This is a genomic window from Gordonia sp. G4, assembly GCF_057770005.1.
In genome coordinates this window covers 2,950,417-2,973,652 of record NZ_CM173442.1, presented here as the reverse complement: position 1 = coordinate 2,973,652, position 23,236 = coordinate 2,950,417, and the positions used below count along the sequence as shown (strand labels likewise).

General features: G+C 69.2%; 20 protein-coding genes and 1 pseudogene. 7 read left to right on the top strand and 14 right to left on the bottom strand.

Translation table 11 applies throughout. The features are described 5' to 3' along the window. Positions 1-36: 36 nt before the first annotated feature. Positions 37-1,632: a PucR family transcriptional regulator gene (locus AC3B5T_RS13285; protein WP_055475816.1), complete on the bottom strand. Its 1,596-nt coding sequence runs from the start codon at positions 1,630-1,632 to the stop codon at positions 37-39. Positions 1,633-1,706: 74 nt separating this feature from the next. Here AC3B5T_RS13285 and pruA point away from each other — a divergent pair, with 74 nt between their 5' ends. Both pruA and AC3B5T_RS13275 read left to right on the top strand, forming a co-directional pair. Then, positions 1,707-3,353 (top strand): L-glutamate gamma-semialdehyde dehydrogenase, encoded by a 1,647-nt coding sequence (gene pruA / locus AC3B5T_RS13280; protein ID WP_055475815.1) that lies wholly within the window; start codon positions 1,707-1,709, stop codon positions 3,351-3,353. After that, on the top strand, positions 3,353-4,303 hold the full coding sequence (locus AC3B5T_RS13275; protein ID WP_055475814.1) for a proline dehydrogenase family protein: 951 nt from the start codon (positions 3,353-3,355) through the stop codon (positions 4,301-4,303). The genes pruA and AC3B5T_RS13275 overlap by 1 nt, the downstream gene beginning before the upstream one ends. Positions 4,304-4,739: 436 nt before the next feature. On the opposite strand, the gene AC3B5T_RS13270 is transcribed toward AC3B5T_RS13275, so the two are convergent. Further along, entirely contained in the window at positions 4,740-6,320 is a 1,581-nt protein-coding gene (locus tag AC3B5T_RS13270; RefSeq protein ID WP_488357464.1) for an FAD-dependent oxidoreductase, read from the bottom strand. Then, positions 6,317-7,102 carry an FAD:protein FMN transferase gene (locus AC3B5T_RS13265; protein ID WP_488357462.1) on the bottom strand — a complete coding sequence of 262 codons (786 nt, stop codon included), beginning with the start codon at positions 7,100-7,102 and terminating at the stop codon, positions 6,317-6,319. The genes AC3B5T_RS13270 and AC3B5T_RS13265 overlap by 4 nt, the downstream gene beginning before the upstream one ends. On the opposite strand from AC3B5T_RS13265, the gene AC3B5T_RS13260 reads away from it, so the two are divergent. Then, complete coding sequence (locus AC3B5T_RS13260; RefSeq protein ID WP_488358799.1) at positions 7,032-7,181, top strand: hypothetical protein; 150 nt, start codon at positions 7,032-7,034, stop codon at positions 7,179-7,181. The genes AC3B5T_RS13265 and AC3B5T_RS13260 overlap by 71 nt on opposite strands. A gap of 19 nt (positions 7,182-7,200) precedes the next feature. Here the strand turns inward: AC3B5T_RS13260 and AC3B5T_RS13255 are convergent. The 3 genes and pseudogenes from AC3B5T_RS13255 to AC3B5T_RS13245 form a co-directional block, all read right to left on the bottom strand. Continuing rightward, positions 7,201-7,748 (bottom strand): annotated as a pseudogene (locus AC3B5T_RS13255) (FMN-binding protein). A gap of 68 nt (positions 7,749-7,816) precedes the next feature. Next, positions 7,817-9,553 carry a substrate-binding domain-containing protein gene (locus AC3B5T_RS13250; RefSeq protein ID WP_488357460.1) on the bottom strand — a complete coding sequence of 579 codons (1,737 nt, stop codon included), beginning with the start codon at positions 9,551-9,553 and terminating at the stop codon, positions 7,817-7,819. A 119-nt stretch (positions 9,554-9,672) separates the two neighbouring features. Then, on the bottom strand, positions 9,673-10,110 hold the full coding sequence (locus AC3B5T_RS13245) for a type II toxin-antitoxin system Rv0910 family toxin (protein ID WP_010843575.1): 438 nt from the start codon (positions 10,108-10,110) through the stop codon (positions 9,673-9,675). Here AC3B5T_RS13245 and AC3B5T_RS13240 point away from each other — a divergent pair. Continuing rightward, a complete protein-coding gene (locus AC3B5T_RS13240) occupies positions 10,088-10,708 on the top strand; it encodes a DNA-3-methyladenine glycosylase (protein WP_488357459.1) in 621 nt (206 codons plus the stop codon). The genes AC3B5T_RS13245 and AC3B5T_RS13240 overlap by 23 nt on opposite strands. Positions 10,709-10,711: 3 nt before the next feature. Here AC3B5T_RS13240 and AC3B5T_RS13235 read toward each other — a convergent pair whose 3' ends face one another. The 3 genes from AC3B5T_RS13235 to AC3B5T_RS13225 are packed head-to-tail and all read right to left on the bottom strand — an operon-like array spanning position 10,712 to position 14,717. Then, complete coding sequence (locus tag AC3B5T_RS13235; RefSeq protein ID WP_055475810.1) at positions 10,712-10,984, bottom strand: antitoxin; 273 nt, start codon at positions 10,982-10,984, stop codon at positions 10,712-10,714. Between the two features lie 53 nt (positions 10,985-11,037). Next, positions 11,038-13,536, bottom strand: coding sequence for an HAD-IC family P-type ATPase (locus tag AC3B5T_RS13230; protein WP_055475840.1), 2,499 nt, complete (start codon positions 13,534-13,536; stop codon positions 11,038-11,040). Continuing rightward, positions 13,533-14,717, bottom strand: a complete 1,185-nt coding sequence (locus AC3B5T_RS13225) for an MBL fold metallo-hydrolase (RefSeq protein WP_055475809.1) — start codon at positions 14,715-14,717, stop codon at positions 13,533-13,535. Before AC3B5T_RS13225 ends, AC3B5T_RS13230 begins: the two co-directional genes overlap by 4 nt. Positions 14,718-14,911: 194 nt before the next feature. On the opposite strand from AC3B5T_RS13225, the gene AC3B5T_RS13220 reads away from it, so the two are divergent. The 3 genes from AC3B5T_RS13220 to AC3B5T_RS13210 are packed head-to-tail and all read left to right on the top strand — an operon-like array spanning position 14,912 to position 18,124. Beyond that, entirely contained in the window at positions 14,912-15,535 is a 624-nt protein-coding gene (locus AC3B5T_RS13220) for a TetR/AcrR family transcriptional regulator (RefSeq protein ID WP_055475808.1), read from the top strand. Further along, positions 15,519-16,805: an alanine racemase gene (locus AC3B5T_RS13215; protein WP_055475807.1), complete on the top strand. Its 1,287-nt coding sequence runs from the start codon at positions 15,519-15,521 to the stop codon at positions 16,803-16,805. Before AC3B5T_RS13220 ends, AC3B5T_RS13215 begins: the two co-directional genes overlap by 17 nt. Then, positions 16,802-18,124: a D-arabinono-1,4-lactone oxidase gene (locus AC3B5T_RS13210; protein WP_442902699.1), complete on the top strand. Its 1,323-nt coding sequence runs from the start codon at positions 16,802-16,804 to the stop codon at positions 18,122-18,124. The genes AC3B5T_RS13215 and AC3B5T_RS13210 overlap by 4 nt, the downstream gene beginning before the upstream one ends. Before the next feature lie 10 nt (positions 18,125-18,134). Here AC3B5T_RS13210 and AC3B5T_RS13205 read toward each other — a convergent pair whose 3' ends face one another. From AC3B5T_RS13205 to AC3B5T_RS13185, 5 genes are read right to left on the bottom strand one after another with little or no spacing between them, the layout of a single operon-like run. Beyond that, complete coding sequence (locus AC3B5T_RS13205; protein ID WP_055475805.1) at positions 18,135-18,602, bottom strand: nucleoside deaminase; 468 nt, start codon at positions 18,600-18,602, stop codon at positions 18,135-18,137. Continuing rightward, entirely contained in the window at positions 18,599-19,579 is a 981-nt protein-coding gene (locus AC3B5T_RS13200; RefSeq protein WP_055475804.1) for an ornithine cyclodeaminase family protein, read from the bottom strand. Before AC3B5T_RS13200 ends, AC3B5T_RS13205 begins: the two co-directional genes overlap by 4 nt. Before the next feature lie 37 nt (positions 19,580-19,616). Next, positions 19,617-20,543: an ABC transporter permease gene (locus tag AC3B5T_RS13195; protein WP_055475803.1), complete on the bottom strand. Its 927-nt coding sequence runs from the start codon at positions 20,541-20,543 to the stop codon at positions 19,617-19,619. Continuing rightward, positions 20,540-21,691 carry an ABC transporter permease gene (locus tag AC3B5T_RS13190; protein ID WP_084817250.1) on the bottom strand — a complete coding sequence of 384 codons (1,152 nt, stop codon included), beginning with the start codon at positions 21,689-21,691 and terminating at the stop codon, positions 20,540-20,542. Before AC3B5T_RS13190 ends, AC3B5T_RS13195 begins: the two co-directional genes overlap by 4 nt. Continuing rightward, the gene (locus tag AC3B5T_RS13185) at positions 21,691-23,232 is read right to left on the bottom strand and encodes an ABC transporter ATP-binding protein (RefSeq protein ID WP_014925791.1); all 1,542 of its coding nucleotides are present in this window, start codon (positions 23,230-23,232) and stop codon (positions 21,691-21,693) included. The genes AC3B5T_RS13190 and AC3B5T_RS13185 overlap by 1 nt, the downstream gene beginning before the upstream one ends. Positions 23,233-23,236: the final 4 nt, after the last annotated feature.

The following is a 23,236-nucleotide window of genomic DNA, read 5'->3' as shown; positions in this document are numbered from 1 at the left end:
CCGGGGCGGTCCGGAGTCCCTCCTGCGTCCCGGCTCTCACCGGGCACGCAGCGACAGCGCCACGACGAGACGTGTCGACGGGTCGTCGAGATCCATCCCGGTGAGCGCCTGTATCCGACGTATGCGGTAGCGCAACGTGTTCGGGTGGACGTGCAGTGCCGCGGCCGCCGCACGGACGTCTCCGAAATGGTCGAGGTAGGCGCGCAGCGAAGCCGTGAAATCGCTGCCGCTGCGGGCGTCGAGATCCGCGAGGCCGGTGACCCGGCTGTCGACGAGATCAGGGTTCTCCGAGAGCAATCCGATGATCTCACCCAACAGCACACCGGTGCGGGATCGTTCGACGGTGGTGACGGCGTCGATCAGGTCGGCTTCCCGGTCCGCGGCGTCGAGGACGCGGTCGATGGAGAGCCGCAGATCGGTTGCGCCGGAGATGTTGTCGGGTCCCGCGACCACGGCGCGCGCCGGCAGGTTGAACTGACGGTCGGCGGCGTCGACGGCGGCCCGGGCCCAGGAGACGGCGTCGTCGAGCGCGACGCCGGGCAGCACGACATAGGCGCGGTCCCCGATGGTGACCGTCACCGAGGGCGGACTGAATGCGCTGGCGTGCAACATGAGTGCCGACACCTGGCCCCCGCGGACGCCGTCGGGAGTCGTGAAACCCACGATCGTCGCCGCGGCCGTCGGGTCGATGCCGAGCTGGGCGGCGAGATGATCCGTGTCGACCGGTTCTCCGCCCACGCCGAGGAGTCGCCGGACCCGCTCATCGTGGTCGGAGCCGGCGGAACGACGCCGCGCGATCACCCGGGCAGCCACCGCTCCGGCGCCGACGAGGACCTCGTCGGTGTCGCGAGCAAGCGGACGCGACCCCTCCTGCAACCAGACGACGCCCAGCATGACGTCGGCAGAACCGGTCTGCCGGCCCGATGCCGGACGGATGGCGATCGCGCGACGCGGCCGTAGTCCCAGGTCGGCGCGTGCGTCGACCCTCACGACGCCGGCGGACTTCCGCAGCGCGTCCATCACGCCCCAGTCCCGCAGCCACGCCAGCATCTCCGGTGGTCCCTCGCGCCCCAGGATCGACAGCCGGCGCAACTCGTCGGCCTCCTCGCCCGCCGAGCTGTAGGCCAGGACGTGAGCGTGCTCGTCCTCGACGCTCACCAGACCACCGGTCCGCCGGGCGACCTCCGCCGCGAGCTGGAACAGGTCACCGGTGTTCCCCGACTCCATGGACTCGCCGTCGACCGTCGCGGCGCGCCCGGCGTCGAGCACGCGGGTGACGAGGTTGTAGATGCGTTCCCAGCGTGCGTGCGGGTCGATGGCGATGACCGCGACCCCCAGGCGTTCGGCGAGACCGATCAGGGTGCTACTCGGGTTCTTGGTCAGAACGGCGACCGGCCGGTGTGCGCCGAGCCCGGCGAGCCATTCGACACCGACCTCGTCGGCGAGCCCGACGAGCAGGAACACCTCGGCCGAGCGCGCGGCGCGCCCCAGTCCGTAGTGGATGTCGTCGGTGTCGACCATGGCCAGCGTCGACACCGGGGCGTCCAGCCCGCGCGGAGACGAGACCAAGGTCGCCACGGTCTGGTCGAGGGCGAGGACCAGCCGCCCGAGCGCGATACCGACCTTGTCCATGTGGACAATCCTACGGCGCGGAGCTTTGCCGATCGGCCATATCGCGACGTCGCGATGGACGGTGCACTGGAGCCATGGATGCCATCACCACTCCCCCTCGACCGTCCAATGAACCCGTCCACAGCTATGCCCCCGGTTCGCCCGAGCGCGCCCGCATCGTCGACGAGCTGGCGCGACAGTCCCATGCCGGCCGGCGCGAGTTCCCGCACATCATCGGTGGTCACCTGAGCCTCGGTGCGGGCGAACAGATCGATGTCGTCCAGCCTCATGCGCACCGCGAGGTCCTCGGTTTCATCACCACCGCCACGCACGACGACGCCCGCGCCGCGGTCGATTCGGCCCGCGCCGCCGCCGACGACTGGGCGCACACCGGCTTCGACGACCGAGCGGCGGTCATCCTGCGCGCCGCCGAACTGCTGGCCGGGCCGTGGCGCGAGCGGATCGCGGCGGCGACGATGCTCGGTCAGTCGAAGTCGGTGCAGCAGGCCGAGATCGACGCCCCGTGCGAGCTCGTCGACTTCTGGCGGTTCAATGTCGCCTTCGCCCGCGAGATACTCGCCGAACAACCGGAGTCGTCACCGGGAGTGTGGAATCGGCTCGACCACCGCCCGCTGGATGGGTTCGTCTACGCCGTGACCCCGTTCAACTTCACCGCGATCGCCGCGAACCTGCCCACCGCTCCGGTCCTGATGGGCAATACCGTCGTGTGGAAACCATCGCCCACGCAGGCTTATTCGGCACAGCTGATCATGGCTCTGCTCGAGGCCGCCGGACTGCCACCCGGCGTGATCAACCTCGTGCACGGCGACGGCGCGGCCGTCTCGGATGTGGTGCTCGCCGACCGGGATCTGGCCGGCATCCACTTCACCGGGTCGACGCGGACGTTCCGTCACCTGTGGCGCGAGGTGGGCGCCAACATCGAGCACTACCGGAACTATCCCCGCCTCGTCGGCGAGACCGGCGGCAAGGACTTCATCGTCGCGCATGCCTCGGCCGAACCGCATGCCCTGCGAACGGCATTGTCCCGCGGCGCCTTCGAGTACCAGGGACAGAAGTGTTCGGCAGCATCGCGGGCCTACATCGCACGATCGGTGTGGGACCGGATGGGCGACGAGTTCCTGGGCGAGGCCGCCGAACTCACCTACGGAGATGTCCGCGACCTGACGAACTTCGGTGGTGCGGTGATCGATCGGCGCGCGTTCGACAAGCAGGTCGCGGCGATCGACCGCGCCAAGTCGTCGGCGTCGCTGACCGTCGCGGTCGGCGGCGACTGCGACGACACCGAGGGATTCTTCGTCCGGCCCACCGTGCTGCTGTCCGACGACCCGACCGACGAGGCGTTCGCGACGGAGTACTTCGGTCCCATCCTCGCCGTCCATGTCTACGACGACGCGGACTACGAGAGCATTCTCGGGCTGGTGGATTCGACGGCGCAGTACGCACTGACCGGCTCCATCATGGCCACCGACGTCGCCGCTGTCGCGCTGGCGTCCGATCGTCTGCGCAACGCGGCGGGCAACTTCTACGTCAACGACAAACCGACCGGCGCGGTGGTCGGACAGCAGCCCTTCGGCGGGGGCCGGGCGTCGGGCACCAACGACAAGGCCGGATCGAAGCAGAACCTGATGCGGTGGACGTCCACCCGGACGATCAAGGAGACCTTCACCCCGCCCACCACGTCGACGTACCCGCACATGGTGGCCGACTGGACGGGGATCTGATGGGTTCCGTCTTCGACACCGTGTTGCGGCCGGCGATCGTTGCGGCGTCGCGCAGCGAACGGATCAGGGACGCGTCCCAGCGATGGTCGGTGACCGAGAAGGTCGTCCGCCGGTTCGTCCCGGGCGAATCGATCGCCGCCGCGATGAGCGCGGTCGAGAGCGAAGTCGACGACGGGATCGCGGTGACGGTCGACTTCCTGGGCGAGGACACCGTCGACGAATCCCAGGCCGACGCGACGGTGGGTGCGTATCTCGCACTGCTCGAGTCGATGTCCGGGCTCGGTGCGACAACTCCCGGATCGCTCGAGGTGTCGCTGAAGCTCACCGCGGTGGGTTTGGGTCTGCCGGAGCACGGCGCGAAGATCGCCGAGGAGAACGCGCGGACGATCGTCGAGGCGGCCGACGGGCTGGGCGTCCTGGTCACCGTCGACGCCGAGAGCCACGCCACCGTCGACCAGCGGCTGGCGATCGTGCGGTCGTTGCGTCACGACTTCCCGGACACCGGCACCGTGCTGCAGGCCTGCCTGCGTCGCACCGAGGACGACTGCGCCGAGTTCGCGTCGTCGGAAGCCCGAATCCGGTTGTGCAAGGGCGCCTACGCCGAACCGGCCGCGGTCGCCTTCGTCGAACGCCGACAGGTCGACGACAACTACCTGCGCTGCCTCCGGGTGCTGATGAAGGGGTCCGGATATCCGATGGTCGCCACCCACGACCCCACGATGATCGACGCCGCGGCGATCCTCGCCGGCGAGTTCGGACGGTCCCCGGACACGTGGGAACACCAGATGCTCTACGGGATTCGCGTCGACGAGCAGCATCGCCTGGCCGACGCCGGCGCGCGGGTCCGGGTGTACATCCCCTATGGCGAGCAGTGGTACGGCTACCTCGTCCGCCGCCTCGCCGAGCGGCCGGCCAACCTCGGGTTCTTTCTCCGCGCCCTGGCCGGGTGAGTCGGTCATCCGTCGACCGTGCGTCCCTTTTCGTTGACTGTGCATCGCTTTTCGTCGACCGTGCGCCGATTTTCGTCGACTGTGCGCCCTTTTCGTTCACTGTGCGCTCGCGGTCCGCCACTGGGCCACTGTTCGAAAATTTGCGTCCACGTCAGCACTACTGAAGGGCAATCTGCCCTTCGATCGACCTGAGGAGGACGAAACTTCATTCGACCGAGCAGTCGCGACTGCCAAGCCCCCTCACTACTCGCGAAACAAACGCACAGTCAACGAGAATCAACGGGATGCCGCCTGTGGCGATCAGGCGGATGAGCCGGTACCGATCGCGGTCGACGAAATCTACTGCACAGTCAACGGTTCGCGAATCGGAGGTGTTCGCCTCCACCGAATCGGGCAGGGTGGGTCTCGACGTCGTCGGCAGGAGTCTCGCAGGGATTCAGTACCCGGAGAACGAGTCGGCGTGCACACGCCAGGGCTGGGTCCTCGTGGAACCGTCGAGGCGGCGGATCGCCGCGGACGTCCGTTCGACGAACGCCGGTGTGCCGGACACGTAATAGTGTGCGCCGGCCGCGACGGGACCGAGCAGGTCTTCGAGCCGGGCCGGATCGTCGATGCCGTCGGCCAGCTCCGGCGCGTCGACGATCACGACGCGCGCGTTCGCCGCCCGGGCGCTGTCGAGATCGTCGGCGTAGACGGCGCGTCGGTGATCCCGCAGGACGTGCACGACCGTCAGACGGGAGAGATCCCCGTCCGACGCCGTCTGCACGAGTTCCCGGACCATCGACACGAACGGCGTGATCCCGATCCCGGATGCGATCAACACGACCGAGCCCGTCGACGGAAATGCCCGGGGCAGCACGAAGTCACCGCCGATGTTGTCGACGTAGGCGCGGCGCGCGGTCCCCTCGACCAGTGCCGCCTTGTACGCGGACGGCGTCGCGGCGACGGTGAAACCGAACTCCACCGGTTGCTGCCGGGGTGCGGACACGAACGAGAAGACCCGCCGCGAACCCGACCACACCGGCGCCGACCATCGCGGCACGCTGACGCTCGACCACTGCCCCGCTCGGAACGACGCAGGGGCACCGACCGGTTCGCCCCGCACCGCGTAGGTTCGGTCGGCGACCGGGAGGGTCACCACATCGAGCGGCACCCGGCGCGCGGTCCCGGTCACCAGCCGGACGGCGAAGGCGTACAGACATCCGACGAGCAAGGCGACCTCGGGCACGAACGCCAACGTGTACGCGTCGGTGATCGCGACCGTGTACTGGCAGTGCATGAGTGCACCCACCAGGGCCGCGTAGACGAGCCGATGGATTCCGGTGGCGGGCGAGGTGAGCGGTTCGGGCAGCATGATGGCCGCGACGAACAGCATCGGACTCGACACAATCCACGTCGACAGGTCCTGCCCACCCCGGACCAGCTCGACGACCCCGATCGTGACGAGCGAGGCACCGATGAACACCAGAGCCATCCGCCAGTCGCGGATCAGCGTCACGACGATCGCGCCGACGACGATCATCGGCACGAGAAGCGGTTCGGCGGCCACCCACCAGAAGGGAAAGCTGATGCCCTCGACACCGGCGTAGGCCAACGCATAACAACCGATCGCGCCCGCGACCGCGGGATTGACGATCAGCCGACGACGCCACGCGAGAACGTATTTCGACGCCGCGGCGATCGCGGCGCCCACCGCCACCGTGGCCACCGCGGTGTCCTCGGAGCCACCGGGCAGGACGAAGAACAGGATCAGTCCCGTGATCAGCCACGAATCGGAGTTCGGCGGCACCCGCAGCACACCGGCACATGCATAGCTCACCACCGCGCTGACCCCGACCGCGACAGCCAGCCACACCGCGAGGTCGCCCGGGCCGTAGCCGAAGTCGGAGTCGGTCGCGGACACGACGAAGGCAGCCGCCGCCAGCACCACCAACCCGCACAGCACCGCCCGATACGGGGTCAGGTGTCGCCGGGTGGCATCGATCGGCGAGAGAAGCTGCGGCAGAAGCGTTGTCACAGGAACAACTCCAATCCGGGGATCGCGGTGTGCTCGACACTCCCGTTGCGTCGGATGGTCACGTGGTGGAAACCCTCACGGTGGTGGTCGAAGTCGCCGCGCAGAAACGCCGCCGGCGTGAAGAACAGCGCCGTCGCGAGGCCGTCGGCCTCCATCGCCGTCGGCGCGATCACCCAGGTCGCCAGGACTTCCCGTGCGGGCGAGGCGGTTCGCGGGTCGACGATGTGATGCCAGTCGGCCCACACCCGCCGGTTGCTCGCCGACGCGCAGATCGCGCCACCGCCGACGGACACGACCCCGATCGCCTTCGTCGGGTCCGACGGATGTTCCAGCGCCACCCGCAGCCCCCGGGAGCGCGGCGAGATCACCATGTCGCCACCGGCGTCGACCACGAAGTCGTCGAAGCTCTCACCGACGATCTCCGCCACCCGATCGACCGCGAATCCCTTACCGGCGGCACCGACGTCGAGCAACGCCGGTTCGCGGATCTCCAGTGCGCCCTCGTGCTCGCCGATCACGGCGTCCCAGGCCGGGGCCACCGGCACCCGCGCCGACGCGCGCAGCGAGTATGCCGCGTCATAACCCGCGTCGGCGAGCGTCTGACCCACCAGCGGCGACACGGCACCGCCGGTGAGGTCGTAGAGACGGCGATACCAGTCGACGAGCGGCTGGTCGGTGTCGGCGATCGGGTATCGGCCCGCCCGCCTGGCCATGTCCGCGACCGTCGAATCGTCCCGGAACCGTGACCACGTCCGGTCGATCCGGTCGATCTCGGCGCCCACCGCGTCGACGACGTCGGCGGGCAGCGGCTCCGGGGTGCTGATCGTCCACCGGGTGCCGATCGCCTCGAAGGCCCAGTGATCCGCGGTGCCGAGGGAGGTCAGGCCTGGGCCTCTTCCTTGATCTGGGCGATCGCGTCGTTGAAGCCGCCGGAGGTGAGGGACGAGCCGGACACCTTGTCGACCTCGATCTCGTCGATGTTCTTGCCCACCACGACGTCTGAGATACCGCCCGCGAACTTGCCCTGGTACTCCAGCGACGGACCCTTGGTCTGGCTCGTGTCCACCGACACCGCGGTGATGACCGAGTTCGACAGCGTGACGGTCACGCCGACACTCTGCGGACGCCCGGCGAGATGTACTCACCACGCGCGGTGTACTCGCCGTTCTTGTACTCGCCGGAGCCGGCGTCGGCGACCTCGGTCGCGGCCGACGTGGCCGCCGTGGTGCCGGTGGTCGACTCGCCGGACCCGGAGTCCTCGGACGAACACGCGCCCACGACGAGCCCGGCCGCCGCCATCGCCGCGACGATGCCGCCGGTGCGGGCCAGGGCGGACGAGCCCCGGGACGGCCGGGTCGGACTCGGGGACACCGAGTGGGTCAGTGTGCTGGGTGCGAGGGTCTTGGGCGTCTCTGGGGTGTGCGTCATGCACCAATTGTGCCGAGTGCGCGCCCAATAGTCCCGGCGACGGCCGAGGTACCCGCCGACACCGGGTCTCAACGCCCGGCGGCCGCGACCCTCGCCTGGATGGCGTCGACGAACACGGTGCGGATGTCGGCCGGGTTCTCCGCGACGTAGGCGGTGCCACCCGTGGCCTCCGCGATCTGTTCGAGCGCATCGGAATCCGCGTCGTCGGAGATGCCGATCGTCAGCACCAGCACCGGACGTGCCGGATCCTCGAGGCGCTTCAGCTCGGCGAGCAGGTTGTCGAGCGTGATGCTGTTCGGGTCCTCGTTCTGTCCGTCGGTCATGATGATGACGCTGTTGGAGTAGTTCGGGTCGTAGGTGTCCTGCACCCTTTTGAACGCGGCGAGGGTCGTGTCGTACAGGCCCGTTCCGCCACCGAGATCCGACAGTCCCTCCTCGACGGCCCGGCCGAGTGCGTCACGATGTGTGCCGCTCCCCGAGCGGGCATCGAGGCGCCGGATCGGTGCGAGTTCCACCCAGTCCTGACCGGGTCCGCCCTTGTCGACGCTGAAGGCCCAGCCGCCGATCATCGTGTTGTTCGGGAAGAGCTTGAGCCCGGTCTGCGAGGCGTCGATGAGCAGGCCCGCGCGGGTCGTCCCGCCGGCCGCCGTCTCCATCGATCCCGAGGTGTCCTGCACGACCAGCGAGCGGATCGGCACGCCGAGGACCTGCCACTGCCGCAGCGCCTTGTCGACCGACGACGGGTCGCGCAGTTCGAGTTCCTTGACCGGCTGCCCGACGCCGTTCCCGTCGGCGTCGCGGTATCCGGAGTCGGTCAGCGCCGCTCGGCCGGCATCGGTCTTCAGCGCGGTGACGAGCGCCGTCCCAGCGTCGGCGGCCGCCTGCTGACGAGCCGCGGGTGCCGTGTTGACCAGCGGGTAGTCGAGCATCACGGTGCCCGCCGCAGGGATCGTCGACGTCAGCTGGGAGCCCTGATGGGTCCGCATGAAGAGGTCGAACTGCTGCTCGGTGGTGACCACCGGGACGCCGGAGGTGTTGGCGAGGTTGAGTCGTGTGCCCTCGTTGTCGTTGGCGAGACGCGCGTTGTTCTGCTGGATGGCGAGGATGGTCATCGCCTCGGTGAAGTCCTCGTCGGCGAGTTCGCCGGAGTCGACCGCCGCGAGCGCGCCGATGATCGGCGCGTCTCCCGTGCTGGTGTCCACGGGGCTGCCGGTCCGCAGATCCGGCAGTTTCATGACCTCCACCCAGGTGCCCAACTCGGGCACGTCGGTGCCGGCCACGACAGTCGGGGTCGACGCGATGGACGGCGACACCATGTCGAGTTCACGTCGCACCTGGGTCGTCACACGGCGGGCCTGTACCTGCGAGTCCGCGACCCAGAGGTCCGGAGCCGCAGCGCCCTGTGTGAGCAGCCCGGGCACGTCCGCACCGGCGACCGTCTGCACGTCGTAGTCGAAACAGGAATCCGCCGACGCCTGACGGGCCACCTCGCGCAGCGGACCCGTCATCGCCGAGTCCGACGCGACGGCCAACCGGGTACGTTCACCGCAGCCATCCGAACTCGTCTGCCAGATGATGACGCCGGTGACCAGAGCGACGACGACCAGCAGGACGGCACCCGCCCACAGCCATCCGCCGCGACGGCCCCCGTCGGTCTCGCGATGGTCGAAACCGAAATCGTCCTCGGGTTCTGAACGGGCATTGTTCGACGGAGACTGGGCACGACGCGGGACCGCCCCACCCGTCCGCTCGTTCCCGTTCCACTCGTTTCCGGCGCGATCGGCACCGGAGCTGTGACGCCCCATTGTCTTCTTCCCCGTTCCCCTCGTACGGCGGCCTGCAGACCTGCCTCTCGCGTGGTCACCGCCCGACGCATCGACGCGTCGGCGGCCGCGCTCGCGAACCTCACACGGTTACGCGTGGCTCAGCCGAACACCTCGCGGAACTTCAGCAGCGACTTACGCAGATCCCCCGACACCGCCATGGCCGCGGTCTTACCCACGGGCCCGATCAGCGGCAGCCCACCCAGATCAACAGTGAAGGTTACTTCCGATCCGCTCGAAGTGGGAGCGATGCCCAGATCCAGCTTGGCCTTGACCCCGCCTTTGCCGTTTCCCTTGAGGCGGACATGGGAGACCGGCTCGAACTTCTCGACGACCCAGTCGAAGCGGACGCGCGTGCCCTTGACCTTCACGATCGACGAGATCTCGGTCCCCTTGCCGAGCTCGGCGGCCGCCGGAATGGGGCTGCGCCACGTCTCGTGGATCACCAGCCATTCGCCGTACCGCGAGAGATCCGATGCCGCGGCCCAGGTATCTTCCGGTGACAGATCAACGCCGATGGAGTCACTCGTCTTCGCCATGACCCAAGAGAGTAGTGCCCCCGCCTCCGCCGCCGAACAGGCACGTTCGTTGCTGGGCTCACGCCTGACCGGGCACGGCGTGACGATCCGCCTGACCGAGGTCGAGGCGTATGCCGGTCCCGACGACCCGGCGTCGCATGCCTACACCCGAACGGCCCGCTCGGAGATCATGTACGGGCCGCCGGGCCGGCTGTATGTCTATCGCATCCACGGCCACCATTGCGCGAACGTCGTCGTCGCCGGTCCGGGACCCGCAGCTGCGGTGCTGCTGCGCGCGGGTGAGGTGCTCGACGGCGCCGACGTGGCGCGCTTCCGACGCGGTGTGACCCGCGTCGGGCCGATCCCCGACGGTCGGCTCGCGTGCGGCCCGGGCAATCTGTGCCGCGCCCTGGGGATCACGATGGCCGACCTGGCCACCGATCTCACCGACCCGTCGAGTCCGGTTGTCCTCGAGCCGGGCGCGCCCGACCCTGGAGAGCGCGTGTTCGCGGGCCCGCGGGTGGGCGTCCGCCGGGCCGCCGATCGCCCGTGGCGGTTCTGGATCGACGGGGACCCGACGGTGTCGGCGTATCGCCGACACCCGCGAGCAGAGCTCTGAGGACTACTTCTGCGGGTGCTGGGGGTTCTGGGGCTGCGGGCTCTGCTGACCCGGCAGCGGCTCCCCGGGGTTGGTGGGGTTGGTGGGCGGATTCTGCTGACCCGGGTTCTGCCCTGGCGCGCCGACTGCCTTGCGCACCGCGTCCTGCGCCTTGTCGACCTGACCCGAGTACTTGTTCTTGGTGACCTTGTCGAGGGCGTCACCACCCTTTTCGATCAGATTCGGGTTCTTCTGCAGCGTGGCCCTGGCCTTGTTGACGAGTCCCTTGAGATCCATCGCGTCTCCTCTGATCGACGTGCCGGACGTCTTCCGACAGCTTGCCGCCGATTCTATCCGTCGGACGCGACAGCACTGCCGTGCTGCGCGTCGTCCCCGTGCGCGGCGATCCACCTTGGCGCCACCCGCGAGACGACCTCGACGCACACGATCCCGACTGCCGCCGAGACCAGGGCCACCGAGTTCATCCCCCAGTTCGAGGAGTCGAGCCGGAACAGGTCCTGGGTGAACGGCCACGCGAAGATCAGCACGTACGCGCCGGCCGAGACGGCCAGCAGCACGAGCTTCCACCAGTTGTAGGGACGGGCGACCACGGCAAGCACGTACACCGCGATCGCGATCAGCGTCATCAGCGCCGCTGTGGCGGCCTGCGTCTGCGCCGGCGAGAGGTCGACGGCGTCGCCCCCCATCTCGACACCGGTACCGCCCGGGTTGACGAGCAGGTAGGTCACGAAGGTGCACAGACCGACGACGACGCCGTTGGGCACCGCGCTGAGCAGCACCCGGCGCACGAAACCGCGGCGGGCCCGCTCGTTGTTGGGCGCGAGCGACAGCACGAACGCGGGGATCCCGATGGTGAACCATGCCGAGATCGTCACGTGTATCGGCTGGAACGGATAGCTGAGCGGATCGGACCCGAACACCGCGCCGAGCAGCCCGCCGACTCCGACGAACAGCGCGAGCAGGACCGCGTACACGGTCTTGGTGAGGAACAGGTTCGAGACGCGCTCGATGTTGCCGATCACCCTACGGCCCTCGCCCACCACATACGGCAGGGTGGCGAACTTGTTGTCCAGCAACACGATCTGTGCCACCGACCGGGCCGCGGAGCTACCCGATCCCATCGCGACGCCGATGTCGGCGTCCTTGAGCGCCAGGACGTCGTTGACGCCGTCACCGGTCATCGCGACGGTGTCGCCCCGCGACTGCAGCGCCTTCACCATGGCGCGCTTCTGGTCGGGCCGCACCCGGCCGAACGTGACGCCGCGTTCGACGACGTCGGCGAGTTCGCCTGTCTCGGCGGGCAGCTCACGCGCATCGACCGACTCTTCGGCCGATCCGAGGCCCAGGGATGCGGCGACGGCGCCCACCGACCGGGCGTTGTCCCCGGAGATGACCTTCACCGCGACATGCTGCTGTCCGAAATAGACGATCGTGCCGCGCGCATCGGGCCGGACCCGTTGTTCGAGAACCACGAGGGCCACCGGGGAGACCGTCCCCGGTGCGACCTGGCCAGGTGCGGGTTCGGTGTCGACGGGCACGTCGGTGCACGCGAGCAACAGCACGCGGAGCCCGGCGGCGCCGATGTCGGACGCCAGGCGGGCCGTCTCGCCCTCCGGATCGAGCAGGACGTCGGGCGCACCGATCAGCCAGTGCCCGCTGTCGTCCCCGGCCGGCGCGCCGGAGCCGTTCCCGCGGAACGACATCCCGCTCCACTTGGTGGCCGAGGTGAACGGTTTGATGGCCGTCACCGTCCAGTCCGGAGCGACCGGGTGGGCTTCGGCGACCGCGATCATGCTCGCGTTGGGGCGTGGGTCATGGGCGGCGAGCGCGGCCAGCACCTGGGCCACGGTCTCGCCGGGTACCGCCCCGAGGGTCCGCACCTCGGCCAGCCGCATCCCGTTCTCGGTCAGGGTCCCGGTCTTGTCCGCGCAGACCACGTTGACGCGCGCCAGTCCCTCGATGGCCGGGAGCTCGTTCACCAGACACTGTCGCCGGCCCAGGCGCACGACGCCCACGGCGAAGGCGATCGAGGTCATCAGGACCAGCCCCTCCGGGACCATCGGCACCAGCGCGGCGACCATGCCCAGCAACGACCGCCGCAATCCGTTGTCGCTGATGAAGAGCTGATTGACGATGGTCAGGATCCCGGCCGGGATCAGCAACCAGGTGATGACCCGCAGGATCTGGTCGATCCCGGAGCGCAGTTCGGAGGAGACCAGGGTGAACTTCGACGCCTCGGCGGCGAGTTGCGCGGCGTAGGCGTCGGCGCCGACTTTGGTGGCGCGATACGCGCCGCCGCCGGCGACCACGAAACTGCCCGAGAGCACCTCGGCACCCGGGTCCTTGTCGATCGGGTCGGCCTCGCCGGTGAGCAGCGACTCGTCGACGTCGAGCGCGGTCGCCTCGATGACCTCGCCGTCGACGACGATCTGGTCGCCCGCACCGATCTCGATGATGTCGTCGAGCACCACCTCATCCGGCGGCACCTCGGTCACCGTGCCGTCGCGCCGTACCCGGGGTCGGGTCTGGCCGACGATGGCGAGCTTGTCCAGGGTCCGCTTGGCGCGGATCTCCTGGATGATGCCGATGCCCGAGTTGGCGATGATCAGCAGCCCGAACAATCCGTTGATGAGCGAACCTGTGAACACGACGATCGCGAACAACACCCCGAGGATCGCGTTGATCCGGGTGAAGACGTTCGCGCGCACGATGTCCGACACACTGCGACCGGACCGGTCGGGCAGCGTGTTCACCTGGCCGGCGGCGACCCGCTGTGCGACCTGGGCCGCGCTGAGACCGGGACTGGCGACCGGAGTCGGCACGCTCACGCCGAGGCCTCCCACCAACCGGGTTGTGCCATACCGGTACCGGTCCGGTGCGTCAGGTCGATCGAGCCACCGGGCTGCGGCACCAGGATCGTCGGCGAGTCCGGCCGGGTCTCCGCCTGCAGACGTGCGATGGGCTCTCCCCACGGGTGGCGCGCGAGGTTGAACGTCCCCCAGTGGATGGGTACGAACACCGAGTCGGATCCCGAACCGGGCGAGACCATCCGGTGAACCGAGAGGGCCTCCTCCGGGTTCACGTGGATGTCGGGCCACATCACGTCGTAGGCCCCGACTGCGATGAGGGTGAGATCGAACGGGCCGAGTCGGGCGCCGACATCCTCGAAACGTTCACTGTGCCCGGTGTCCCCGGAGAAGAAGACCTTGTGGTCTCGGCCCGCGATGGCCCAGCTGCCCCACTGGGTGAGGTTCCGCTCCAGCCTGCGGCCGGAGAAGTGCCGCGCCGGACCGCAGGTGAACCGCAACTCGCCCGCACCGGTCGGCACGACGACCTCGTCCCACCAATCTGCCTGCCGGATGCGGTCTTCGGCGATGCCCCAGGAAGCGAGGTGCGCGCCGACCCCGATCGTCGTGACGAACACCGCGTCGGGCTGGGTGTCGGCGATGGCCGTGACGGTGTCCATGTCGAGATGGTCGTAGTGATCGTGACTGATCAGGACGACGTCGAGCGGCGGCAGCTGCGACGGCGACACGGGCGCCGCGTGCATGCGCCCGGGACCGACGAGCCGGCTCGGCGAACAGCGATGGCTGAGCACGGGGTCGGTGATGATGCGGGCGCCGTCGATGTCGACGACGGCGGTGGCGTGCCCGAGCCAGGTGATGGCGAGGTCGGCGGGCGCGTCGAACCGCGGGACCGTCACCATGATCGGTCGGCGTGGCCGGCCGGGCCGCCGGGCCATGTCGGTGAGGACCTGCAGGCTCGGATCGACGACCGACGGGGGTTCCGGGTTGACGAAGGCGCCGTCGAGCTGGTGCGGGCTCCCGAGCACGTGCGGCGCTATCTGCTCCCGGGAGGCGCCGAGCGCGCGGGCGGGGCCCAGTCCCTCGGCGGCGAGCCGCCCGACGACGGCATCGGCCACCGCCACGCCCGCCGAACCCATCCGCGCGAGGACATCGCGACGCAGGTCGGTCGCGCCTTTTCTACCGGTCGTGGAGGTCACGTTCACACAGTAGTGCGTCCGGCGGATTCCGCCGGGAGGACGAGACCGCGGTCATCTGGGCGCACCGGCCGGCCGCCCACCGGTGTGATCTGCGATTTCTTCCGCGTGAAGCGCATTGTGTGCCTCACCGGCACTGATAGGCTGCGGCGAGCATTGTCCACCGTGCATGCGCCGGCGCATGTGGTCAGAAAGTCACCGAAGTGGCACGGATGTCCGTCGACCAACGTCGAAGCGCACTCATCGAATCGGCGTACCGCGTGATCGCCGATCACGGGGTGGAGGGCGCCACGACTCGTCGTATCTGCGCCCACGCCGGCATGCCTCTGGCGAGCTTCCACTACGCCTTCGAGAGCCGCACCGCACTGTTGTGTGCGGTGATGGAGACGGCCGTGCCCACCGACATCGAGCGGATGCTGCACACCGTTCTGCCGGCGGCGGAGTACGGACCGATGCCTGACAACGACGCGATACGCGAGAGCATGCAACGCCAGTTCCATGCGTTCTACGATCTGCTCAAAGCCGATCCGGGCCGCATGCAGGCGGCCATCGCACTCGGGATCTACGCCCACAACCACCCTGAACTGCAGCAGGTGGGCAAACACATGTACGAGCAGCTCTATCGGGTGTCTTCGGAAGGCTTGCGGACGATCGCCGAACTAACTACGGCGGTCTGGACGACGCCCGTCGAGGAACTGGGCCCGCTGATCATCGCGGCGACCAACTCCATCACCCTCGTCTACCTCAGCACCGCCGACGACAAGGTCGTCGACGCGATCATCCGCTCCATCACCGATCAGCTGATGACCCATGTCAGATTCGACTGACGGTGTTCCGACGACCGGGAGCCGGACCGCCCTCGACGTATGGGCACGCGATCCCGGCGCCCACTGGGCCGCGATCGATCAGGCTGTCGCCGACGCCGGGCTCGACGCGCCGGTTCTCGTCCTGGACCGTGCGGCTCTCGAACACAATGCCGCCGATCTGATCCGACGATCCGGGGGCGTCCCGATCCGTCTCGCGAGCAAGTCCGTCCGGGTCCGGTCGGTCATCGAGGACATCGTCGGGCGCAACGGCTTTCACGGGGTCCTCGCCTACGATCTCGCCGAAGCCCACTGGCTCGCCACGCAGTCGGGGATCGGCGAGGTGCTGATGGGTTATCCCAGCGTCCGACGACATGCGCTGGCCGCCTTGGTCACCGACGAGGTCGCGACGAGCCGGGTGAGCCTGCTCGTCGACTCCGTCGACCAGCTCGACATCATCGATTCCGTCGTCCCCGCCGGTGCCCGTACACCGATCCGCGTCGCCATCGATCTCGACGCGTCGTACCGCGTGCTCGGCGGGCGGGTACACATCGGTGTTCGCCGATCGCCGGTGCACTCGCGCCGAGACGCACTCGAGCTCGCCCGAGCCATCGTGGCGCGGCCCGGTTTCGACCTCGTCGGGGTCATGTCCTACGAGGCGCAGGTGGCCGGGGTGGCCGATGCGGTGCCCGGCAAGGCGTTGGCCAACCGCGCCGTCCGCGCGATGCAGCGCCGCTCGATGGCAGAGTTGCGGCGGCGCCGGGGCAAGGTGATCGCGGAACTGCGTCAGATGGCGGATCTGGAGTTCGTCAACGGTGGCGGCACCGGGTCCCTCGAGGAGACGGCACGCGACCGCGCGGTCACCGACATCGCTGCGGGCAGTGGGTTGTTCGGCGGCCATCTGTTCGACGGATACGAGCGGTTCCGTCCCGCGCCCGCACTGTCCTTCGGTCTCGATGTCGTCCGTCGTCCGGCTCCCGGCATCGTGACCTGTGCCGGTGGCGGCTGGATCGCGTCCGGCCCACCCGCCGCCGACCGGCTGCCGAAACCGGTGTGGCCGACCGGACTCGCCTACATCGGCACCGAGGCGGCCGGTGAGGTGCAGACCCCGCTGCGGGGTGTGACCGCCGACGACATCGCCGTCGGGGACCGGGTGTGGTTCCGGCACACCAAGTCCGGCGAGGTGTGCGAGCGGGCTCGCGAGGTCGCGATCGTCGATCGGGACGACGCCGGGCGGGCCACGGTGAGCGAGGTCGTGCCGACCTATCGAGGAGAGGGCAAGTGCTTCCTGTGAACGGGACCACTGCGCGTTCGACACCCGCCTGGCGCAACTGGGGCGGTACCACCGGATGCACACCCCGCCGCGTCGAGAGCCCGGCGAGTGCAGCCGAGGTCGCCGACCTCGTCCGCGAGGCCGCCGCGCGCGGCGGCACGGTCAAGACCGTGGGCGCGGGACACAGCTTCTCCCCCATCGCCGTTGCCGACGACGTGCAACTCGAGCTGTCCGGACTGCGCGGCCTCGTGGGCGTCGACGATCGGCGCGTGACGCTGCGCGCGGGGACCCACCTCCACGAGATCCCGGGACTACTGGCGCCGTTCGGACTCGCGATGACCAACCTCGGCGACGTCGACCGTCAGACCATCGCCGGCGCGACCTCGACCGGGACCCACGGCACCGGTCTCGCCTTCGGCGGCATCAGCACCCAGATCGTCGGCGCGACAATCGTCACCGGCACCGGGGACATCGTCACCCTCACCGCCGACGACACCGACCTGAAGGCTGTCGCGCTCGGCCTCGGCGCGCTCGGGGTCCTCGTGGAGCTGACCATCGAGTGTGTGGACGAGTTCCGGTTGCACGCCGTCGAGGGCCCCGAGACGGCCGACGCGGCGATCGCCTCTTTCCACGAGCGCGTCGCGAGCACCGACCACCACGAGTTCTACCTGTTCCCGCACACCAACTGCGCCCTGGTCAAGACGAACACCCGGGTCGGCGCCGACGCTCCCCTCACCGGTCCCTCACGCATCAGGCGCTACATCGACGACGAGTTGCTGAGCAACAAGACGCTCCGCCTGCTGTGCGAGATCGGGGCGCGCGCACCCAAGCTGGTACCGGCGATCAACGGTGTCACCGGTCGCGCACTCTCCGCGCGGGAGTTCACCGACACCTCCACCGGCGTGTTCGTCTCCGACCGCGACGTCCGGTTCCGGGAGATGGAGTACGCCGTCGACCTCGCCGCCGTGCCGGAGGCACTGACCGAGATCCGCGCGCTCCTCGACCGGCGCGATTACCTCGTCAGCTTCCCCATCGAGGTCCGTGCCGCCGCCGCGGACGACCTCATGCTGTCCACGGCCTCGGGCCGTACCAGCGGCTACATCGCCGTACATCGCTACCATCGTGACGATCCCGCCGACTCCGACGCCTACTTCGCCGACGTCGAAGCCATCCTCACCGGCCTGGGCGGCCGGCCGCACTGGGGCAAGATGCACACCCGCGACGCCGAGCAGCTCCGCGCCGTCTATCCCCGATTCGACGAATTCTGTGCGGTGCGTGATCGATACGACCCGTCCCGGGTGTTCGCCAACGAGTACCTGCGCCGGGTGCTGGGAGACTAACGCCGAGACGCTAACCGGCGTACCGCGACATCACCGGCAACGCCTCCTCCTCGAGCCGCGGTCCGTCCACGACGATCGCGGCGTCGCTGGACGCGATCATTTCCGCGCAGGACAGCCGGAAGTGCGGACCGTCCGGGATGACCGAGGTGAACGCCGCGGTCGACGCGGCGAACACGATCCGGCCGACACCCGCCCACACGCATGCCGCGGCACACATCGGGCAGGGCTCCCCGCTCGCGTACACGGTCGCGCCCGCGAGTCGTTCCCCGTGCCCGTCGGCGATCGCTCGGCGAAGTGCGACGAGTTCGGCGTGGGCACTGATGTCCCCGGAGGAGCTCACCTCGTTGCGCCCCTCGGCCACCGCGACGTCGTCGACGACGATCACGCTGCCGAACGGTCGGTTGCCTCTCTCGCCGGCCTCACCGGCCAGTTCGATGGCGCGCCGCAACAACTCTCGTTCCCGCTCGGAGATGGTCATCCGGCCAGCTCCACCCGCGTACCGACTCCCTGCTCCAGCGCCGCGTCGACCAGCAACCGTGCCGTCACGAGGTCCTGCAACCCGATCCCGACGGAGTTGAACAGGGTGATCTCCTCGTCGTCCCTCCGCCCACGGGAGGGTTGGACGATCACGTCGCCCAGTTCGACGGCGATGTCGTCGGCGGCCAGGTGGCCCTCCTCGATCGCGAGCAGGACGTCGCCGGATTTCGCCAGCGCCGTCGAGCGGCTGTCGACCACGACACGAGCGGCGGCCATACCCGCGCCGTCGACCTCCCGATGATCGGCTCTCGGCGGCGCACCCACCGCGTTCAGGTGCAGGCCGGCGCGGAACCACGCGCCGTCGACGATCGGCTCGCGGGAGGGCGTGAGGGTGCACACGATGTCGGCGGTCGAGACCACGTGGCGCGGTGAATCCGCAGACTCCACATCGAGATCGAGGTCGGCGATCGCCGTGCGGAACCGATCCACCGTCTCGATGCTCCGCGACCACACGAAGACCTTCTCCAGCGGCCGGACCCGCGCGATCGCCCGGGCGTGCTCGACCGCCAGCGCGCCGGCACCGATCAGGCCCAGCACCGCGCTCGACGTCCGGGCGAGATGAGCGGTCGCGACGGCGCTCGCGGCGGCGGTGCGAACCGCGGTGATCAGCCGCCCGTCGATCACCGCCTCACATTCACCGGTGTCGGCGGACATGAGCAAGATCGTCGACCGTTGCGCCGGGCGACCCGACTCGCGGTTGAATGGCATGTCCGACAGCATCTTCACCGCGCTGGCCCGGTGTCGGCGGGCCGATGCCGCCATCGGCAGCACGGTTCCCCGGTCGATCGGCAGCATCGCCGGCGCGGGGTTGGTGGCCGAACCGGTCGACAGGTCGATGTGGGCCTGCTCGACCGCGGCGGCGACAGCCGCACGGTCGATGAGGGCGGTGACATCGGAGTGGGTCAGGACGATGGCCATGGGGAGGGCCTCTCTCTCGCAGGTGGTTTCGGGCGCGTCAGACACGGCCGACGTAGGGAACGGTGAGGCAGGACGGCGCCTTGCGGCCGCCGACGAGGCCGGCGACGGCGACGATCGCGATGATGTACGGGAGCATCACCAGCAGCGCGAACGGGATGTCGACCCCGAGTGCGGGTAGCGCGAACTGCAACGCGCGGGCCACTCCGAAGAACAGGGCGGCGACGACGATTCCGGTGACCTTCCAGCGACCGGCGATCACCGCGACGACGGCGAGATAACCCATGCCCGCGGTCATGTTCTCGCTGAAGGACCGGACCTCCGACAGTGCCAGCTGCGCACCGGCCAGTCCGCCGCTGCCGGCCGCTATCATCACGCCCAGGACCCGAATCCTGTTGACCGCCAGTCCGGTCCAACCCGCCGAGGTCGCATCCTCGCCGACCGCGTCGACGCGGATGCCCATCATGGTCCGGCCGGAGAAGAGGACGGCGAGGCACACGACCACCACCAGGCACAGATATCCGAGCAGGGTCTGTCCGAACAGTGCCGGGCCGACGACCGGAAGGTCGCTCAGGACGGGGATGTGGACATCGTCGAAAGCAGGGATGTTGTTGCCCTTGCCGTCGGCGAGCAGGATGCGCGAACCGAAGGTCGTGAGGCCGAGCGCGAGCGCGTTCGCCGCCACACCGATGACGATCTGGTCGGCTCGGCACCGGACGCTGAGCACTGCGTTCATCACTCCGAAGACGAGTCCGGCGCCGATTCCGGCGAGGACGCCGAGGACCGCGGAGCCGGTGGTGACGGACGCGAGGACGCTGGTGAAGGCACCGCACAGCATGATTCCTTCCATGCTGAGGTTGAGGACGCCGGCTCGTTCGCTGATGGACTCGCCGGTGGCGGCGAGTAGCAGGGGAATCGCGAATGCTGCCCCGCTGGTGAAGATCTCGGTGATCATCGTGGCGTTCATGCCGGCGCCTCTTCGGTGGTGGTCGAGTCGCCGGCGCGTGTGTCGGCGGCTGCGGTGGGCTTCGTCGCCGGCCCGGTCGATGCCCACCAGGCGGTGGCGGCGATCAGGATGATGAGCACGCTCTGGACCACCGTGATGGTCGAGGACGGGACGCCCGCCTCGAGTTGCAGGTTGATGCCCCCGGAGACGAGGAACCCGAACAGGAGGGAGACCCCGGCGACCGCGATCATCGACCCCCGGGCCAGCAACCCGACGACGAGCCCGCTGAAACCGAACCCGGAGGAGAATCCTTCGGCCAGCACGAACGGTGCAGTCGTGACGAGCAGACCGCCGGCCAGACCGGCACATCCGCCCGCAGCGGTGAGACCGAGGAACGCGGTGCGGTCGATGGGCACGCCCAACCGCGCCGCCGCCGACGGCGACAACCCCACGGCCCGCAGCCGGATTCCGACGGCGCTGTGCCGCAACATGATCCCCACGATCGCGGCGAGCACGACGGCGAGCACGATCGCGATCGTGGCCGGGTTCTTCGCCAGGCCCAGGAGTGGGAGATGCGTCGAATCGGTGAGGGACTCCGACTGCGGCAACGTCTCCGACGACGTCATCGGCTGCCGCAACAGACCTTCCTCGTGCACCATCAGAACCACCATCGCCAGTCCGACGAAGTTCAGCAGCAGGGTGGTGATGATCTCGCTGGCGCCGCGCCGGACCTTGAGCCAGGCGGCGATCGCCGCCCACAGGGCTCCGCCGAGTACGGCCGCGGCCAGCGTCAGCGGGATCGCCAGCACCGGCGGGACACCCGCCGGGAGGGACACCCCGACCGCCGTCGCGGCGATGCCGCCGAGGCAGATCTGCCCCTCGCCGCCGACGTTGACGAGTCCGGCCCGGTACGCGATGGTGAAACCGATCGCGACCAGCATGAGTACCGCGGCGCTGTTCATCGAGGTGCCCACCGCGAACGGTGATCCCAGCGTGCCGTCGATCAGTGCCTGGATCACGGTGGCCGGATTCGCACCGGCCGCGGCGGCGAGCGCGAGGCCCACCACCGCCGCGATCACGACGGCGCCGAGTCCGACGATGACGGGGTTTCGGGGACTGATGGTCGCTGTCGACAGACGCGACCGCATGAGTGTGTTGGCGGTGTCCATCATTCGACTCCGGTGAGTAGGTTGCCGATGGTGCGAGCGGCTTCTGGCGATCGGGCGTCGACGGAGCCGTGGAGGGCACCCCGGTAGGCGACGACGATGCGGTCGCACACCGCCAGCAGCTCGTCGAGCTCGCTGGAGGTCACGAGGACGGCGGCGCCGTCGTCGGCGGCCGCGCGCAGGCGGTCGAGGACGAACGCGACAGCGCCGACGTCGAGTCCGCGGGTCGGTTGCGCGGCGACCACGACGCGCAGTCCGGGCGTCGTGAGTTCTCTTGCGAGGACCACTTTTTGCTGGTTTCCGCCGGACAGACTGCCGATCGGTGCATGCGGACCGGGTGCGCGGACGTCGAACTCGCTCATCGCGGTGCGCCCGTCGGCCATCATGCGGGACCGGTCGAGCAGCCCCCACCGTCGGTAATGCCGCAACCGGGGCATCGCCAGGTTCTCGGCGATGCTCATCGCGCCGATCATGCCCTCGGCGTGCCGGTCTTCCGGGATCACCGCCAGGCCGGCGCGCGTCCGGCGTGCCGGCGTGGCCGCAGTCAGATCCTCGCCGTCGATCGTCACGGTTCCCTGGTCCGGCCGTAGGGCGCCCGACAACACCGAGGTCAGTTCGGACTGGCCGTTGCCCTCGACACCGGCGATGCCGACGATCTCGCCGGCGCGGACGTCGAGGTCCACGCCTGCGAGCGCGACGCGACCGTCCTGGTGGGTCACCCGGACACCGTTGACCTGCAGGCAGATCGGCGCGTCCGGTACTCGTGACCGGGCCGGCCGCGCGGCGTCGCGGAGCGGTGTGGCGTCGCCGAGCATCATCTCGAGCAGTTCCTCGCGACTGACGTCGGAGAGCGGTCCACCGCCGACGACGGTGCCGGCCCGCAGCACGGTGGCCTCATCGGCAACGCGCGCAACCTCACCGAGCTTGTGGGTGATCAGCACCACGGACTTCCCGGCCGAGGCCAGCGCCCCACACGTCTCGATGAGCGCGTCGATCTCCGCCGGGTCGAGGACGGCTGTCGGTTCGTCGAGCAGGATGAGGCGCGGGTCGGTCAGCAGCGACTTGACGATCTCGACACGTTGCCGCGCACCGACACTGAGGTCCTTCACCATCGCGCTCGGGTCGACCTTCAGACCGTAGTCGTCGGCGATCCGATCGAGGTCGCCCTGCAGGCGCCGCAGCGGCGGCCGGAAACCCCCGGAACCGAGGACGAGGTTGTCGGCAACGGTCATGGTCGGTATCAGCGAGAAGTGCTGATGCACCATGGCCACCCCGGAATCGATGGCGTCGGCCGGGCCACGCGGACGATATTCGTCGTCGGCGAGGATCATCCGGCCGCGGTCGGGCGACACCGTGCCGAAGATGGTGTTGCACAGGGTCGACTTGCCCGCACCGTTCTCACCGAGAATGCAGTGCACCGAACCCGCACGGACCGACATGGTCACGTCGTGGAGCGCGCGGACCGTACCGAAGGTCTTCGCCACCGAGTCGAGCGTGAGCAGCGAATCCGCGCCTGCCACTGTGATATCCGCGGTGTTCGTCATCGTC